The sequence below is a fragment of the Kitasatospora sp. NPDC127116 genome (assembly GCF_042677365.1).
Lineage (GTDB): Bacteria > Actinomycetota > Actinomycetes > Streptomycetales > Streptomycetaceae > Kitasatospora > Kitasatospora lactacystinica.
Genome location: NZ_JBHXTL010000093.1, coordinates 1 through 16,098, shown reverse-complemented (window position 1 = coordinate 16,098; position 16,098 = coordinate 1). Strand labels below are relative to the sequence as shown.

Here is a 16,098-nt window from a genome sequence, read left to right as displayed (position 1 = left end):
CCGGACTCCGCACCACGTGAACGTCCGCACCACCCGGACACCCGCACCGCCGAGCACGTCCGCCCGCCCGATCGCCCCTCAGCACCCTCCCGTTCCTCCTCACGAGAGAGCTCCTCAGATGACCGACCGTTCCTCGCCCGCCGTCACCCCGATCCCCGTCGAGCTGGACCACGTCGAGTTCTACGTGGCCGACCTGGGCGCCGAGACCGCCAAGCTGACCACGGAGTACGGTTTCGAGCTGCTCGTCCCGCCGACCGAGCGCGGCGACGGCGCCGAGCGCTGCCTGTCCGCGCTGGTCGGCCAGTCCGGCATCCGGCTGCTGATCACCCAGCCGCTGGCCGCCGGCCACCCCGCCACCGGCTACCTGGAGCGCCACGGCGACGGCGTGGGCGCCCTCGGCCTGCGGGTGCCGGACGCCACCGACGCGTTCCGCACGCTGACCGCCCGCGGCGCCGTCGCCCTGCGCGAGCCGCAGGCCGCGGACGGCTGCGTCACCGCGGTGGTCGACGCCTTCGGCGACGTGGTGCACACCCTGGTCGAGCGCGGCCCCGAGGTCCCCGCCGGCCGCATCCCCGGCCTGCCGGACCCGGCCGCGCTCACCGGCGAGGGCGAGGTCGGCCTGCGCTCCGTCGACCACTTCGCGGTCCTGATCCCGTTCGGCGAGCTGCGCAAGACCGAGCACCGCTACCGCGAGGTCTTCGGCTTCCGGACGATCTTCGAGGAGCGGGTCGAGGTCGGCACGCTCGGCATGGACTCGGCCGTCGTGCAGAGCGCCGACCGCAGCGTCACCCTCACCCTGATCGAGCCGCTCACCGCGGACGCGGGCGGCCAGATCGCCTCCTTCCTGGCCGGCCACGGCGGCGCCGGGGTCCAGCACGTCGCCTTCGCCGCCGAGGACGCGGTGCACTCCGTCGCCACCATGGCCGAGCGCGGCGTGCCGTTCCTGCGCACCCCGCAGACCTACTACGACGCGCTGCCCGACCGCCTGACGCCGCTGCGGCACTCCTTCGAGCAGCTGCGCGAGCTGAACCTGCTGGTCGACCAGGACCACGACGGCCAGCTGTTCCAGATCTTCACCCGCTCCCAGCACCCGCGGAACACCTACTTCTTCGAGGTGATCGAGCGCATCCGGGCCCGCAACTTCGGCAGCAACAACATCCGCGCCCTCTACGAGGCCGTGGAGCTGCAGCGCAACGCCGGCGAAGTGGCCGGATGAGCGCGTCCGTCCGAAGCGTTCCACCGGCCGGCCCGGCCGCCGGGCGCCCGGTGCTGTCCGTCGCGGAGTACGCCGACCGGGCCCGGGCCGCGCTCGCGCCCGAGGTCTGGGAGTGGCTGGAGGGCGGCGCGGAACGCGAACTGACCCTCGCCGCCAACCGGGCCGCCTTCGACCGGGTGGGCCTGGTGCCCCGGGTGCTGACCGACGTCAGCACCCGGGACACCGCCGCCACCCTGGTGCGCAGCCGGGCGGCCCTGCCGGTGGCGGTGGCGCCCGTCGCCTACCACCGGCTGTTCCACCCGGAGGGCGAGCTGGCCTCGGCCCGCGCCTGCGCGGCCGCGGGCGTGCCGTTCACCGTCGGCACGCTCAGCAGCGTCGGCTTCGAGGAGCTGGCGGGGACCGGCGCCACGCTCTGGTTCCAGCTGTACTGGCTGCGCGACCGCGGCCGGCTGCTCGACCTGGTCAGGGCCGCCGAGGAGGCCGGCAGCGAGGCGCTGGTGGTCACCGCCGACGTCCCGTACATGGGCCGCCGGCTGCGCGACGCCAGGAACGCCTTCGCGCTGCCCGCCGACGTCCGCGCGGCGCTGCTGGAGGGCGGCGCGGCCGGGCGGGCGCACGAGTCCACCACCGCCGTCTCGGCGGTGGCCGCGCACACCGCCGAACTGCTCTCCCCCGGCGTCACCTGGGCCGACCTCGAATGGCTGCGCGGGGAGACCGAACTGCCGCTGGTGGTCAAGGGCGTGCTCGACCCGGCCGACGCCCGGCGGGCCGCCGGGATCGGCGCCGCGGCCGTGGTGGTCTCCAACCACGGCGGCCGCCAGCTCGACCGGGCCGTGCCCGCGGTGACGGTCCTGCCGGCCGTCGCCGAGGCGCTGGCCGGCGAGGACTGCCAGGTGCTGATGGACAGCGGGGTGCGCGGCGGCTCGGACGTGCTCACCGCGCTGGCCCTCGGCGCCTCCGGGGTCCTGCTCGGGCGCCCGCTGATCTGGGGCCTGGCGGCCGGCGGCGAGGCGGGCTGCACCGAGGTCCTCGACCTGCTCGCCGCCGAGCTGCGGCACGCGCTCGGCCTCGCGGGCTGCGCCGACCTGCGGGCCGCCGCCGAACTGCGCACCACCACCCTGCCCGGCACCACCTGGAGCACCCCGTGACCACCATCGCCGCACCGCACGACCTGCTGCTCGCGGGCCTGCACTCCTCCCTCGCCGACCCGGCGATGACCTCGATGAACCTGCTCAACGAGATCTCCATCCGCTACCCGGAGGCGGTCTCCTTCGCGGCCGGGCGCCCGGCCGAGCAGTTCTTCGAGCTGGACGCCGTCCACCGCCACCTGGACCGCTACCTCGACCACCTGCGCACCGAGCGCGGGCTGAGCGAGGAGGCGGCCCGCCGCCAGGTGCTCCAGTACGGGCGGACCAAGGGGATCATCCACGACCTGATCGCCACCCACCTCGCGACGGACGAGGGCATCGAGGTGCCCGCCGAGTCGATCGTGGTGACGGTGGGCTGCCAGGAGGCGATGTTCCTGGTGCTGCGGGCGCTGCGCCGCGGCCCCGAGGACGTGGTGCTGGCCGTCTCCCCCACCTACGTGGGCCTGACCGGCGCGGCGCTGCTCGCCGACCTGCCGGTGCGGGCGGTGGCCGACGGCCCGGACGGCGTGGACCTCGCCGACCTGCGCCGCCGGCTGGCCGCCGCCCGCGCCGAGGGCCTGCGGCCGCGGGCGCTGTACCTGGTGCCGGACGTGGCCAACCCGAGCGGGGCCAGCCTGCCGCTGGAGCTGCGCCGGGAGCTGCTGGCGCTGGCCGCCGAGGAGGACTTCCTGCTGCTGGAGGACAACCCGTACTGCGTCTTCGCCGGTGACGAGCGGCTGCCCTCGCTCAAGGCGCTGGACACCGAGCGGCGGGTGGTCCACCTCGGCTCCTTCGCCAAGACGGCCCTGCCCGGCGCCCGGGTCGGCTACGTGGTGGCGGACCAGCTGGTGGCGGACGGGCGGGGAGGCACCGAGCTGTTCGCCGACCTGCTCGGCATGATCAAGAGCATGACCACGGTGAACACCTCGCCGATCGCCCAGGCCGTGATCGGCGGCGCGCTGCTGGAGCACGGCCACAGCCTGCGGGCCGCCAACACCGAGGTGGCCGCGCTCTACCGGCGCAACCTCTCGCTGGTGCTGGAGGGCCTGGCCGAGCGCTTCCCGCCCGGCAGCGGGGTGACCTGGAACGAGCCGCGCGGCGGGTTCTTCCTGGTGCTCACGGTGCCGTGCGTGGTGGACGACGCGCTGCTGGAACGCTCGGCCTCGGAGTACGGGGTGATCTGGACCCCGATGTCGCACTTCTATCCGGGCGCGGGCGGGGAGCACCAGCTGCGGCTCTCCGTCAGCCAGGTCGACCCGGCCACGCTCGACCGGGGGCTGGACGGGCTGGCCGCGCTGCTCGCCGCGCAGTCCTGACCCACCCGGAGGGGCGCCCCGCCCGGGGCGCCCCTCCGGCGCGTCCGGCCCCGACGGCTCGTGCCACGACCGGCCCGACACCTGATCCGTCGTCAATTTCCGGACGAATGAGCCCCACTGAAGCCATCCCAATGGCCCAGCCCCGCTGCACGACCTCGGAGTTTCGGCTGTCGACCGGCCAGTTCCGGCCGGAACCCGACGGGTTGACCACATCGTTATTGAAAGACCTCTCGACGTCTGGGTATGGTCACGAACTGTCGTGATCAAGTCAGCCATGAGGGGACGATCATGGACGAACCGAGGCAGCGCCCCGACACCGTGCAACCCGCACAGGGCGGCGGCCGGGGGTGGTCGCTCGCCCCGGTCGCGATGCTGCGCCACGCGGGCTACCCGCTCTCGCTACTGGACCGCGTCGTCGACCGTCCGACCGCCCGGGCCGCCGACACCGTCCTCGCCCTGCAGGACGAAGCCGTAGGACTGGGGCGGGAGTTGAAGGCCGCCCTGCGCGCGGAGCAGGCCGGCACCCGGGGCGACCTCGCCTCCGGCGTCGGCATGCTCCGCCCCTTCCCGCCCGCCGACCTCGCCCGGCTCGAAGCCGAACTCGGCCCCGCCGCCCTGGACTCGGCCAAGCGCTACCAGGATGCGGTGCAGGCCCTGGACGGCCACTGGAAGGCCTTCGAACAGGAGCACGGCACCGCCCTCGCCCGGGCCCGCCGGACCGTCGTGGACCTGTTCCGCGAGCCCTCCCTCCAACAGGTCCTGCTGCTGTCCAACGACGCCCGCTTCGAGGAGTTCACCGCCTGGATCGCCGCCGGCGGCACCGGGTCGGACGGACACGTCAAGCGGATGACCGACCTGCTCGCCATGTACCTCCAGCGGGTCACCACCAAGAACGAGACCCACTCGCACTTCGGCCCCCTCGCCGTCGCCCGGGCGGCCCCCGAGGGCACCGCCGCCACCGGCATCACCTGGTCCACCGGCCCGCTGCGCCGGATCGCCCTGCTCAGCCACTGGGCGGGCGAGGCGATGGCCGAGGTCTTCAGCGCCCGGCCGGAGGCCTTCGAGACGGTGCGCCCCCGCCGGCGCCCGCTCGCCTTCGCCGACGGCCCCCTGGTCCGGCTGTACGCGTTCGAGTCCACCACCGGCATGCCGGACGGCTGGCGCTTCGTCGCGGTGAAGTCCGACACCTTCGACACCCACCGCTCCTGGCTCTGGGAGCACTGCGACGGGGAGCGCACGGTGGCGCGGCTGCGCGCCGCCTGGGCCGAACGCCCGGACCGCCCGGCCGACCTCGACTTCGACCACGTGCTCGCCGAACTCGTCGACCAGGACTGGCTGATCGGACGCTGGGAGATCCCGATCGGGTCCACCGACGTGCTGCGCTCGCTCGCCGGGCACCTCGCCGAGGACTCCCCCGACCTCGCCGTGGTGCGCCGCTTCGAGGACGGGCTGCGCCGCTTCGCCGAGGGCCCGACGGCGCGGCGCGCGGCCCTGCTCGGCGAGCTCAAGGAGGCCTTCGAGGAGGTCACCGGGTCGGCGGCCAACCGCTCCGAGGGCCGGCACTACGCCGACCGGAGCATCCTCTACGAGGAGGCGTACAGCCCGGTCGAGGACGTCGTCCTCGGCCCGGACGTCACCGGGCTGATCGGCCGCGAGCTGTCCGCGGTCTACGACCTGACCCTGCTCGTCCCCCGGCTGCGGATCCGCCGCGAACTGGAGGTCCTGCGGCACTGGACGGCACGGCGCTTCGGCCTCGGCACGCCCGTACCGCTGCCGGACTTCTACGCCGCCTTCTTCGCCGACAAGCCGCGCCTCGCCGCGCGGTGCGAGGAGGTGGACCGGGAGATCGAGGCGCTCGACCGCGAGGTCGTCGCCCTGCTGCTGGACGGCGCCGAGGACGGCCGGCCCGAGAGCGTCGTCGACCGGGCCCGGCTGGAGGAGCTCCTCGCCCGCCACCCGGACACCCCGCCCGCGCTGTGCAACCCGGACGTGATGCTCGCCGCACCGGACGCCGCCGCGATCGCGCGCGGCGACTTCCTCGCCGTCGTCGGCGACTGCCACGCCGTGCGCGAGGCGCTCACCCACTCCAGCTTCGCCCCGATGCTCCAGGCCGAGGCGCCGGAGCTGCTGGACGAGATCCACACCCGGTACCGGGAACTGCTCGACGAGGACGAGGTGCTGGTCGACCTCTCCCGCTCGCACCCCGACAAGACCGGCGCCCAACTCACCTACCCCTGCCCGGACCTGGAGGTGTACGGGCTCTCCCCGAAGGCCCGCGGCGACGTCCTGCGGCCCGACCGGCTGTACCTGGTGGCCACCGCCGACCGGATGGAGCTGCGCGCCCACGGCCTCGCGGGCCGGCTGAAGCTGCTCGCCCCGCTGGCCGGCGGCCCCAGCATCCGCCAGGACCCGCTCTCCCCGTTCGCCTTCCCCCGGCACTTCGGCGGGGTCGGCATCCGCGACCGGGACCGCGACCACGTGCCCCGCATCCGCTGCGGCCGGATCGTGCTGCACCGGGAGCGCTGGCGCATCCCCGCCGAGGCGCTGCGCGGCTGGAGCCCCGGCGTCCACCGGTCCAAGGGCGACGCCCCCGAGTTCGCCGCCGCCCGCAGGCTCTGCCGCGACCTCGGCCTGCCGCGCCACGGCTTCCTGAAGATCCCCGGCGAGCCGAAACCGGTCTACGTCGACTGGGAGTCCCCCCTCATCGTCCGGCAGGTCCTCCGGCTCGCCCGGAGGACGGCCGCCCCCCTGGAGTTCAGCGAAATGCTCCCCGCCCCGGAGCACCTCTGGCTCGACATCGACGGAGAACGTCACACCAGCGAGCTGCGTTGTGCGGTCTTCTCGCGCCGGTCCCACTGAGTGCTCCACGTCGAGGACCCACGCCCTCACCGACCGAAGGCACCGCTCATGACCAAGAGCTGCATCGTCCAGTTGCCCTTCCCCTCCAGCCACGACCCCGACCCGAACCTGTCGCGCTACTACGACGACTACGACCGGCGCTTCCGGGCCCTGCTGCCCGAGTACTTCATCCCGACCGACGGCCTGTGGGAGATGCCGCTGTGGGTCGCCCACCTGACCGCCCTGCTGAACACCGCGGGGCTCGACTCCGTCTTCCGCGACCTGTCCAGGACCCCGGCCGAGCCGGAGGACTGCGCCGAACCGCTGCTGGACGCGACCGCCCCCGGTGACCTGGTCCTGATGTCCCCGCTCGCCCAGAACCTCCGCCTCGCCCTGGAGGTGGCCAAGCGGCTGGAGCACGCCGGCCGGCGCGTCGTCCTCGGCGGGAACATGGCCCCGCTCGCCCCGGACGGCGCCGTGCACGCCGTGCACCGCGGCCAGCTCGACGCCGGCTTCGTGCGCCGCCTCGTCGAACTCGCCTCCGGCTCCGGCGGCAGCCTGGAGAAGCCCCTGCTGCCCGGCCTGGTCTCCGACCGGATCACCTGGGCCCCGGACTACCGCCACCTCGGCGGCTACCACGGCCGGGTGCCGCTGCTGCGGCTCAACGCCAGCCACGGCTGCCTGTACCAGTGCTCGTTCTGCGGCGACGCCTGGAGCAAGCAGCTCACCCTGGTCGCCAAGGACGCGCTCGCCCAGGAAGTGGACGAGCTGACCACCCGGTTCCCCGACACCCGGCTCTTCTACATCGGCGACAAGACCTTCGGCCAGTCCCGCGAGGCCGTCGGCAACCTGCTGGACGTCTTCCGCGACCGCCCCGGCTACCGCTTCATCGTGCAGACCCACGTGATGCAGGTGAAGGAGTGGATCGTCGAGGCCATGCTCGAACTCGGCGTCGTCGCCGTGGAGCTCGGCTTCGAGTCGGCCGACTCGCAGATGCTGAAGCGGCTCAACAAGCTCTCCCGCGGCCTGGACGACTACACTTCGAAGATCCGTCAACTCAGCGACGCCGGGCTGAAGATCGTCCTCAACATGATGGGCGGCCTCGACGAGGAGACGGAGGCCGCGCACGGCCAGACCGTCGCCTGGATGCGGGAGAACGAATCGGCGCTGTGGCTCTTCAACCTGTACAACTTCGTGCCGTACCCGCTCACCCCGGACTTCCCCAGGCTGCGCGAGCGCATCTTCAACTGGGACTTCGCCGACTGGCGGGAGGACGCCCCGGTCGTCTACCAGCCCCGGCACCTGTCACCCGAGGCCAGCTGGGACCTGTTCCAGGAGAAGATCGCCGCCGCGCACGACGTCATCCGGGCCCCGCTGCCCGTCGCCGCGCCCACCCCGCCCGCCGCGCCCACCGCACCCACGGCGCCCGGCGTGCCCGCCGCGTCCGCCGTGCAGGAGGACTGACATGACCGAGCTCCCCGACTTCGAAGCGCTCCGGAACAGCGTCAAGCCCGAGGACTTCGAGCAGGACCCGCTGCCGGGCTGGGCCGGCGTCGGCACCCTGTTCGGCGCCCCCACCACCACCGCCGACCAGGTGGACGTGGGCGAGACGGGCTGGGTGGTGTCCGGCGTGCCCTACGACGCCACCGCCAGCTCCCGCCCGGGCGCCGCGGAGGGGCCGCGGGCGATCCGCCAGGCCAGCCTGGTCTTCTCCAGCTACCTCACCAGCCTCGGCCAGTGGCGGATGCTGGACACCCGCACCGGGCAGACCTTCCGCTACCACGCGCCCAGCGTCGCGGACGCCGGAGACCTGCACATCTACCCGACCGACACGGTGAAGACCTTCCAGGCCGTCGCCGCCGAGAGCCGCCGCCTGAGCTGCAACGCCCCGCGCCTGATCTTCCTCAACGGCGACCACTCCTGCACCTTCCCCACCTTCGCCGGCTTCCGCGCCGGACGGCTCGACCGCGGCGCCGGCCGGGTGGGGTTCATCAACATCGACCACCACTTCGACTTCGGCAACTGGAGCACCCTGCACGGTCCGCTGTACCACGGCTCCAACTCCCGCCGGATCAGCGAGATCCCGGGGATGCGCCCGGAGGACATCGCCTTCGTCGGCGTCGGGGACGTCACCAAGTACGACCAGTTCCGCGGCCTGCTCGACAGCGGCTTCCACGTCGTACCCGGCTCCTCCATCACCCGGGACGGCGCCGCCGCGGCCCTGCGCCCGGTGATCGAGGAGCTCGGCTCGCGCTGCGACACCGTCTACGTCTCCCTCGACATCGACGTGCTCGACAGCGCCGCGGCGACCGGCACCGGACACGTCACCATGGGCGGCATCGGCATCGGCGACCTCCTCGACGTCTACGAGGAGCTGCGGGCGCTGCCCGTCGGCGCCGTCGACATCGCCGAGATCGCGCCCCGCTACGACCCGTCCGGCGGCACCGCGCAGATCGCCGCCCGACTGCTCTTCGAGTTCCTGTTCCGCACCGACGTGGCCCCGGCCGAACTCGCGCCCTGGGCCCCCGGCACCCCCTCCGCACCCCAGGAGCACCGGTGAGATTCACCCCCCACGAAGCGCGGTTCGACTGCACCCCGCTGCTCTCCGACGCCCCCGCCGAGCGCGAGCGGGCACTGGACGCCCTCGCCGCCGAGGCCGTCGAGGTCATCCACCGGACCGGCTGGGCGGTCTTCCGGATCGGCCGGCTGCGGCTCGGGGTCGAGGACAGCCGCCGGCTGTCCACCTCCATCGTCGAACGCGTCCGCACCACGCTGATCGCCCGCGGCGCCCCCGCCCGGATGCGGCTGGAGGTCGACCGGGCGCAGCAGACCTACGTGCCCGAGGGCTGCGCCACCCGGACCCTGCTGCCCCACCACGACGGCCAGCACTGCTCGTACCTGACGCCCAGCCTCCAGGACTTCCCCGACTGGGACCCGGCCCGGCGCACCTACGGCGACTCCGGGTACACCACCACCCCCGCGCACAAGATGTACCAGGGCATCTTCCTGCCCGAGGTCGGCGAGGGGCTGAGCGTCACCACGTACTACGACTGGCTCGGCGTGATCGACGACGTGCTGGAGCGGCGCGGCATCGACCGGGGGCCGGACGCCGCGGCCACCGCGGCGCGCTGGCTCGGCGACAACCTGGCCCGCGGCCTGGAGCGCCAGCCGGAGCACGGCTGCGCCTACCCCTCGGTGGGCGCCATGCTCGGACTGGAGGAGCCGCTCTGGCACGGCCTGTCCTTCCACCACGGCGAGGCCGTGCTGACCAAGGAGGAGCGCCGGCGCTTCCCCGCCGCCGTGCCGCTGGCCCACGGCTGTCCGTGCGGCGAGTGCCGGGGCGAGGCGGCCCGGCTCTTCTGCCACCAGGTGCTCATGGCCACCGGCCTGACCTGGGCGCGGTTCCGCCGCCGCTGGGAGGTGCTCGCCCCGGGCGAGCACTGCGACCTGCTGCTCGGCCACAACCTGACCATGCTGCACGGCGGCCTGGCCGGCGGCGCGGGGCGGATCATCGAGCCGCTCTGCCTGGTCGTGGACGACCCGTCCGGCCCCGAGTACGAGCGCTGGCTGGCCGCCTCCTGGCGGCGCACCCTGCCCGGAGCCCGCTGATGCGGGGGGCCTGCTGATGCGGATCCAGCCGATGCGGGGGACCTGCTGATGCGGGGCGCGCCCGCCACCCTGGCCACCCCGGTCGACCTGCACCTGCACACCCGGCACTCGGACGGCGACGAGGCGCCGGCCGAACTGGCCCGGCGGTGCGTCGAGGCCGGCCTGCGGGTGGCAGCCGTGACGGACCACAACACCCTCGCGGGCGTCGCCGCCTTCGACCGGGCCGCCGGCGGGCGCCTCACCGTGGTACCGGCCTGCGAGATCACCACCAGCTGGCACGGCGAGGAGACCCACTGCCTGGCCTACTTCGTCGACCCCGGCGACGAACCGTTCCGGCAGCGGATCGGGCGCGTCCACGACGCCGAACTGGCCTGGTGGCGCACCTGGACCGACCGGGTGCAGGCCCTCGGGGTGCCGCTCGCCAGGGCCGACGTCGAACGGCGCCTCGGCGGCGACCGGGTCGCCTACGTCAACGACTACCTTGCCCTGCTGCTGGAGGCCGCCGAGGACGACCCCCGGTTCGCGCCGTACCGCGAGGGCGACGACCGCTTCGCCCGCCTCGTCGCCGACTGGTGCCGGCCCGGCCGGCCGCTGCACGTCGAACACCCGGTCAACCCCGACCTGGTGGAGGTGCTGTCCTGGATCGAACAGGCGGGCGGGGTCGCCGTCCTCGCCCACCCCGGCCCGCTCACCGCCGACCTGGACGCCCCGCAGTGCGCGGCGCTGCTGGAGCCGCTGCGCGCGGCCGGCCTGGCCGGGCTGGAGGTGTGGACCAGCTGGCACACCCCGGCCGACAGCGCCCGGCTCGCCGCGGCGGCCGGGCGGCTCGGCCTGGTCGCCACCGCCGGGTCCGACTACCACGGGGTGCGGGTCAAGCCCTGGGCGACCGGCCCCGGCCTGCTGCCCGCGCTCCCCACCGACCCGCTCGCCGTCCTGGACGCCCTGCACGACCGGCGTCCGCCCGTCCACTCGATTCCCAGGTGAGGCTGTGACCACCGTCAACGACCCCCGGACCACCACCGCCGAGCCCGGTGCGCGCGTCGCCTGGCAGCTCGCGCCGGTCGTCGTGCTCCGCCAGGCCGGCTTCCCGATGGAGCTGCTCGCACCCCTGGCGGACCCGGCCGCCGCCGAGGAGGCCCGCGAACTCGTCGCCCACGGGCAGCGGTTGAAGGCGCTGGCCGAGGAGTTCAAGGCCGCCCTGCGCCGGCACCCGGTGCCCGGCGCCGCCCGGCTCTCCTCCCCGGCCGGCTTCCTGCTGCCCGTCCCCGAGCCCGCGCTCGCCGCCGCGGCCGCCGCCGTACCCGCCGAGGCGGCCGCCACCCTGCGCGGCTACCAGGACGCCGCCCGGCACTTCGCCGAGGAGCAGACCCGCTTCGCGGCCCGGCACCAGGACCGCCTCGACCGGGCCGGGGCCGCCGTGGTCGAGGCCTTCGGCGACGAACGCCTGCGGCAGGTCCTGCTGCTCTCCAACGACTCCGCCTACCCCACCTTCGCCGCCTGGCTCGACGGCCACGACGGCACGACCGGCCGGCGCACCCGCAAGATGACCGACCTGCTCACCATGTACCTCCAACGGGTCACCACCAAGAACGAGACCCACTCGCACTTCGGCCCCTTCACCCCCGGCCGCCTCGGCACCGCCCCCGGCATCACCTGGACCGGCGAGCGGGAGCTGGAACGGCACGCGCTGTTCAGCCACTGGGCCGCCGAGAAGCTCGCCCAGAGCGCCGCCGCCGTCCCCGGCCTGCTCGACCACGCCCGGCCCCGGCGCCGCCCGCTGTCCTTCCTGCGCGACGGCCGGATCGACCTGTACGCCTTCACCACCCGCGACGGCCTGGACACCGACTGGGACTTCCAGCACCTCGGCGGGCGGCCGGTGGAACCGTACGAGGCCTGGCTGTGGCAGCACTGCGACGGCGAACGCACCCTGCGCGAACTGCGGCAGGCCTGGCAGGACGAGCTGCCCGGCCCGGTCCCCTTCGACACGGCCCTCGCCGAACTCGCCGACCGCGAATGGGTGGTCGTCGAGTTCGAGATCCCGATCGGCGACCACCGGCCGCTGGCCGCCCTGCGCGAGCAGTTGCTCGCCGCCCCCGCCGAACCGGCCGCCCCGCTGCTCGCCGCGATCGACGGCTTCGAGGCGGACCTGACCCGCTTCGCCCGGCTGCCGCTGCCCGACCGCGCGGCCGCGCTCGCCGCCGGCAAGGCCCGGTTCGAGCAGCTGACCGGCGGCCCCGCCAACCGCAACAGCGGCCTGCACTACGCCGACCGCAGCATCCTGTTCGAGGAGGCCCGCGGCCGGCCCGCCGACCTGACCGTCGGCCCGGACCTCGCCCGCTTCATCACCGACGAACTGTCCATCGTGTACGAGACCGTGCTGGCCGGCCCGCGCCTGCGGATGCGGCGCGAACTGGTCATCCTCACCCGGTGGGTGGCCGAGCGCTTCGGCCCCGGGGTGGAGATCCCGCTGGACGTGCTCTACGCCGAGTTCTTCCGCGACCGGGACGCCATCGCCCGCGAGTGCCTCGCCGTCGAGGCCGAACTCGCCGAACTGGACCGGGCGATCGGCGCCGCCCTGCTCGGCGGGGCCGCGACCGACCCGGACCGCTCCGAGGTCGTGGTGGACCGGGACCGGATGGCGGCCGTCCTCGCCGGCCGGCCCAGCAGCCCGCCGGCCGTCTGCGACCCGGACGTCCTGTTCGCCGCCGCGAGCCGGGAGGACCTGGCCGAGGGCCGGTTCACCGCCGTCATCGGCGACTGCCACGCGGTGCGGGAGGTCATCACCCACACCAGCTTCGGCCCGCTGATCCAGGAGCACACCCCCGAACTGCTCTCCGAGGTGTACCGCGGCTACCAGTCCCTGCTCGCGGACGACGAGGTCCTCGCCAACCTGTCCCGCGGCCACCCCGACAAGTCCTCCACCCAACTCGTCTACCCCTGCCACGACCTGGAGGTCTACGGCCGCTCCGCACAGACCCGCGACCGGGTCCTGCAGCCCTCCCAGCTGTACCTGGTGCTGCGCGGCGACCGGCTGGAACTGCGCGCCCGCGGCGTCGAGGGCCGGCTGCGGCTGATGGCGCCCCCGGCCGGCGGCCCGAGCATCCGGCAGGACCCGCTCTCCCCGTTCGCCTTCCCCCGCCACTTCGGCGGCGCCGGACTGAACGCCCCCCACCTCGCGCACATCCCGCGCATCCGCTGCGGCCGCGTCGTACTGCAGCGCGAGACCTGGCGCATCCCCGCCGAGCGGCTGCGCGACACCACCGCCCTCGGCCGGCCGACCGGCCGGGACGACGCCGCCCGGTTCGTCGCCGCCTGCCGGCTGCGCGCCGAACTCCGGCTGCCCCGGCACGTCTTCGTCAAGGTCCCCGGCGAACCGAAGCCGGTCTACGTCGACTGGGATTCCCCCCTGCTGGTACGGCAGTTGGGCCGGCTGGCCGCCAGGGCCGAAGGCACCCTGGAGATCTCCGAGATGCTGCCCGCCCCCGACCAGCGCTGGCTGGAGGTGGACGGCCACCGGTACACCAGCGAACTGCGCTGCGCCGTCTTCTCTGCGGGGGACGGCGCCGGCGCCTGGGACAGCGCGCCCACCGGGCCGGAATCCCTCCCGGAGCCGCGCGGGTGAGCACCGACACCGCCGTCCGTCCCGCCTCCGGCTACCACCGGGTCATCGGCGCCGCGGCCTCCTCCGCGATCGGCGACGGCATGCGCTTCGCCGCGCTGCCGCTGCTGTCCACCGCGGTGCTGCACGACGCCTTCCAGGTGTCCGCCGTCACCGCCGCGACCACGCTGCCCTGGCTGCTGTTCGCCCTGCCCGCCGGGGCCTACGCCGACCGCTTCGAACGCCGCCTGCTGATGGTCCTCGCCGACCTGCTGCGCGCGGCGGTGCTGGTCCTCACCGTCGTGCTGCTCGCCGCCGACCGGCTGACCTTCTGGCCCCTGCTCACCGCCGCCTTCCTGCTGGGCGTCGGCGAAGTGCTGTTCGACTGCGCGTCCTTCGCCCTGCTGCCGAGCGTCGTCCCCGAGGAACGCCTGGAGTCGGCGAACGGCCGGCTCTTCGCCGTCCAGACGATCGGCCGCGACCTGCTCGGGCAGGTCGTCGGCGGCGTGCTGTTCACCGTGGGCCGGACCGTTCCGCTGCTGATCGACGCGGTCTCCTTCCTGGTCTCCGCGGTGCTGCTGCGCGGCATCCGCGGCCCCGCCCCGGACCCCGAACCCGAACCCGGATCGCTTGCGGAGACGCCCCGCCCCCGCCTGCTGGCGGACATCCGCGAGGGCGTCGCCTTCGTCCTGCGCGATCCACTGCTGCGCGCCCTGACCGTCTCCGCCGGTGTCATCAACGCCGTCTACCTGGGCCAGATCGCCGTCTTCGTCATCCTGGTGCACGACGTGCTGGGGCTTCCGGACTCCGCGTACGGGGCGCTGCTCGCCGCCGGGGCCGTCGGCGGCGTGATCGGCAGCACGGTCGCGAGCCGGCTGACCACGGCGATCGGCCGGGTCCCCGCACTGGTCGGCGGCCTGGCCACGATGGGCGTCGCCGGCCTGGCGGTGGGCGCGACCGACCGGGTGTGGGTGGTGTCCGCCGCCTACTGCGCCACCGGCTTCGCCCTGATGGTCTGGAACGTCGTCGCCGTCTCGCTGCGCCAGACGATCATCCCGGACCGGATGCTCGGCCGGGCCACCGGCGTCTACCGGCTCTTCGCCTGGGGCACGATGCCCCTCGGCGCGCTGGTCTTCGGCCGGGTGAGCGCCTCCGCCGGGCCGCGCGCCGCCTTCGCCCTCGGCGGCGTGGTCACCCTGCTGACCTGCCTGCCGATCGCCTACGCCCTGCTGAAGGACAGCAGGGTGACCGACCGTCGCAAGACTCCCGAGGATGCGCAATGAGCGAGCGTTTCGCCGTACTGGACCGACTGGCCGAACAGTGGGGCCTGAGCGGCCTCGAACTCGTCGGCAAGGGACTGGAGTTCACCGTCTTCCGGGCCCGGGGCCGGGACGGCGCACCGGTCGCCGTACGGCTCGCGCACCGGCGGTTCGACTCCAACGCCAACGACCCGTACGTGGACACCCGCGCCCTGCTCGTCCAGGAGCACGCCATCGCCCGGCACCTCGCCGAGCACGGCCTGCCCGTCGCCCGGGCCCGGGACCTGGTCCTCGCCGACGACCCGAACTCCCCCGACGTGCTGCTCTCCGACTACGTCGACGACGACGGCTCCCCGCTCGACTCCCACGCCCTCGGACAACTCCTCGCCCGGCTCCACCAGGTGCCCCCGCCGCGGCTGCGTCCCGTCGCCGCCGAGGGCGGCAGCACGACCGACGTCCTCACCACCCGGATAGGCCGCCGCTGGGCCGAACTCGCCCGCCGCGTCGACGACCTGCCCGAGCCCCCGGCCGCCGACCTCCTGGCCCGCCACCTCTCCTCCCTCACCGGGACCAGCCTGCTCCACCTCGACGTCCGCAGCTCCAACATCCGCCGCAGCCGGGGCCGCACCACCGCCCTCCTCGACTGGTCGAACGCCCTGCTCGGCACCCCCGCCCTGGAGTTCGGCCGCCTCGCCGAGTACGCCCGCTACCCGGAGAACGACCTCGACCCGGCCGCCCTGCGCGCCGGCTACGCCACCGTCGCCCCCGTCCCCGACGAGGACGACCCCTGCCTCCTCGCCTGCCGCCTGGACGCCGCCCTGATGCTCGCCCTGGTCTTCCTCTCCGAAGCCCCCGACGCCACCCGCGGCCCCACCGCCGCCACCCACGCCCGCGACCTGGCGCTGCGCCTCACCGCCCTGTAGCGGCCGAACGGGGCCCCGAACACCCGGATCACCCGCTCGCACCCGCCTGTCGGGGTCGTCCACGACCACAGCCGCAGTAACGCCGCGCGGTGCACCGACCCCATGGTAGTGGGGGAGCCAGAGGCGGGGGACGGTCCAACGGCGCGCGTGGTCGGGAAAGACAGGATCATAATAAAAAAAAACAACCCACCAAAAACAAAACCAACACGGAA

Annotated in this window: 11 protein-coding genes; all 11 read left to right on the top strand. The window is 74.3% G+C overall.

The window, feature by feature from the left end; all coding sequences use genetic code 11:
- The first annotated feature begins 118 nt into the window (after nt 1-118).
- The 11 genes from hppD (at nt 119) to ACFVHV_RS30290 (ending at nt 15,886) form a co-directional block, all read left to right on the top strand.
- Complete coding sequence (gene hppD / locus ACFVHV_RS30340; protein WP_359909560.1) at nt 119-1,216, top strand: 4-hydroxyphenylpyruvate dioxygenase; 1,098 nt, start codon at nt 119-121, stop codon at nt 1,214-1,216.
- On the top strand, nt 1,213-2,364 hold the full coding sequence (locus ACFVHV_RS30335; RefSeq protein ID WP_380355213.1) for an alpha-hydroxy acid oxidase: 1,152 nt from the start codon (nt 1,213-1,215) through the stop codon (nt 2,362-2,364). The genes hppD and ACFVHV_RS30335 overlap by 4 nt, the downstream gene beginning before the upstream one ends.
- A gap of 65 nt (nt 2,365-2,429) precedes the next feature.
- Nucleotides 2,430-3,659, top strand: a complete 1,230-nt coding sequence (locus ACFVHV_RS30330) for a PLP-dependent aminotransferase family protein (protein ID WP_359909586.1) — start codon at nt 2,430-2,432, stop codon at nt 3,657-3,659.
- A 288-nt stretch (nt 3,660-3,947) separates the two neighbouring features.
- A complete protein-coding gene (locus tag ACFVHV_RS30325; RefSeq protein ID WP_380355210.1) occupies nt 3,948-6,518 on the top strand; it encodes a lantibiotic dehydratase in 2,571 nt (856 codons plus the stop codon).
- 48 nt (nt 6,519-6,566) lie between these two features.
- Nucleotides 6,567-7,961 carry a radical SAM protein gene (locus ACFVHV_RS30320; RefSeq protein ID WP_359909551.1) on the top strand — a complete coding sequence of 465 codons (1,395 nt, stop codon included), beginning with the start codon at nt 6,567-6,569 and terminating at the stop codon, nt 7,959-7,961.
- A gap of 1 nt (nt 7,962) precedes the next feature.
- A complete protein-coding gene (locus ACFVHV_RS30315) occupies nt 7,963-9,057 on the top strand; it encodes an arginase family protein (RefSeq protein ID WP_359909548.1) in 1,095 nt (364 codons plus the stop codon).
- Nucleotides 9,054-10,106 (top strand): hypothetical protein, encoded by a 1,053-nt coding sequence (locus tag ACFVHV_RS30310; protein WP_380355205.1) that lies wholly within the window; start codon nt 9,054-9,056, stop codon nt 10,104-10,106. Before ACFVHV_RS30315 ends, ACFVHV_RS30310 begins: the two co-directional genes overlap by 4 nt.
- A gap of 48 nt (nt 10,107-10,154) precedes the next feature.
- Nucleotides 10,155-11,090, top strand: a complete 936-nt coding sequence (locus tag ACFVHV_RS30305; protein ID WP_359909542.1) for a PHP domain-containing protein — start codon at nt 10,155-10,157, stop codon at nt 11,088-11,090.
- A 4-nt stretch (nt 11,091-11,094) separates the two neighbouring features.
- Nucleotides 11,095-13,728, top strand: a complete 2,634-nt coding sequence (locus ACFVHV_RS30300; RefSeq protein WP_380355203.1) for a lantibiotic dehydratase — start codon at nt 11,095-11,097, stop codon at nt 13,726-13,728.
- Entirely contained in the window at nt 13,725-14,987 is a 1,263-nt protein-coding gene (locus tag ACFVHV_RS30295; protein ID WP_380355200.1) for an MFS transporter, read from the top strand. Before ACFVHV_RS30300 ends, ACFVHV_RS30295 begins: the two co-directional genes overlap by 4 nt.
- Entirely contained in the window at nt 14,984-15,886 is a 903-nt protein-coding gene (locus tag ACFVHV_RS30290; protein ID WP_359909533.1) for an aminoglycoside phosphotransferase family protein, read from the top strand. The genes ACFVHV_RS30295 and ACFVHV_RS30290 overlap by 4 nt, the downstream gene beginning before the upstream one ends.
- The last annotated feature ends 212 nt before the right edge of the window (nt 15,887-16,098 follow it).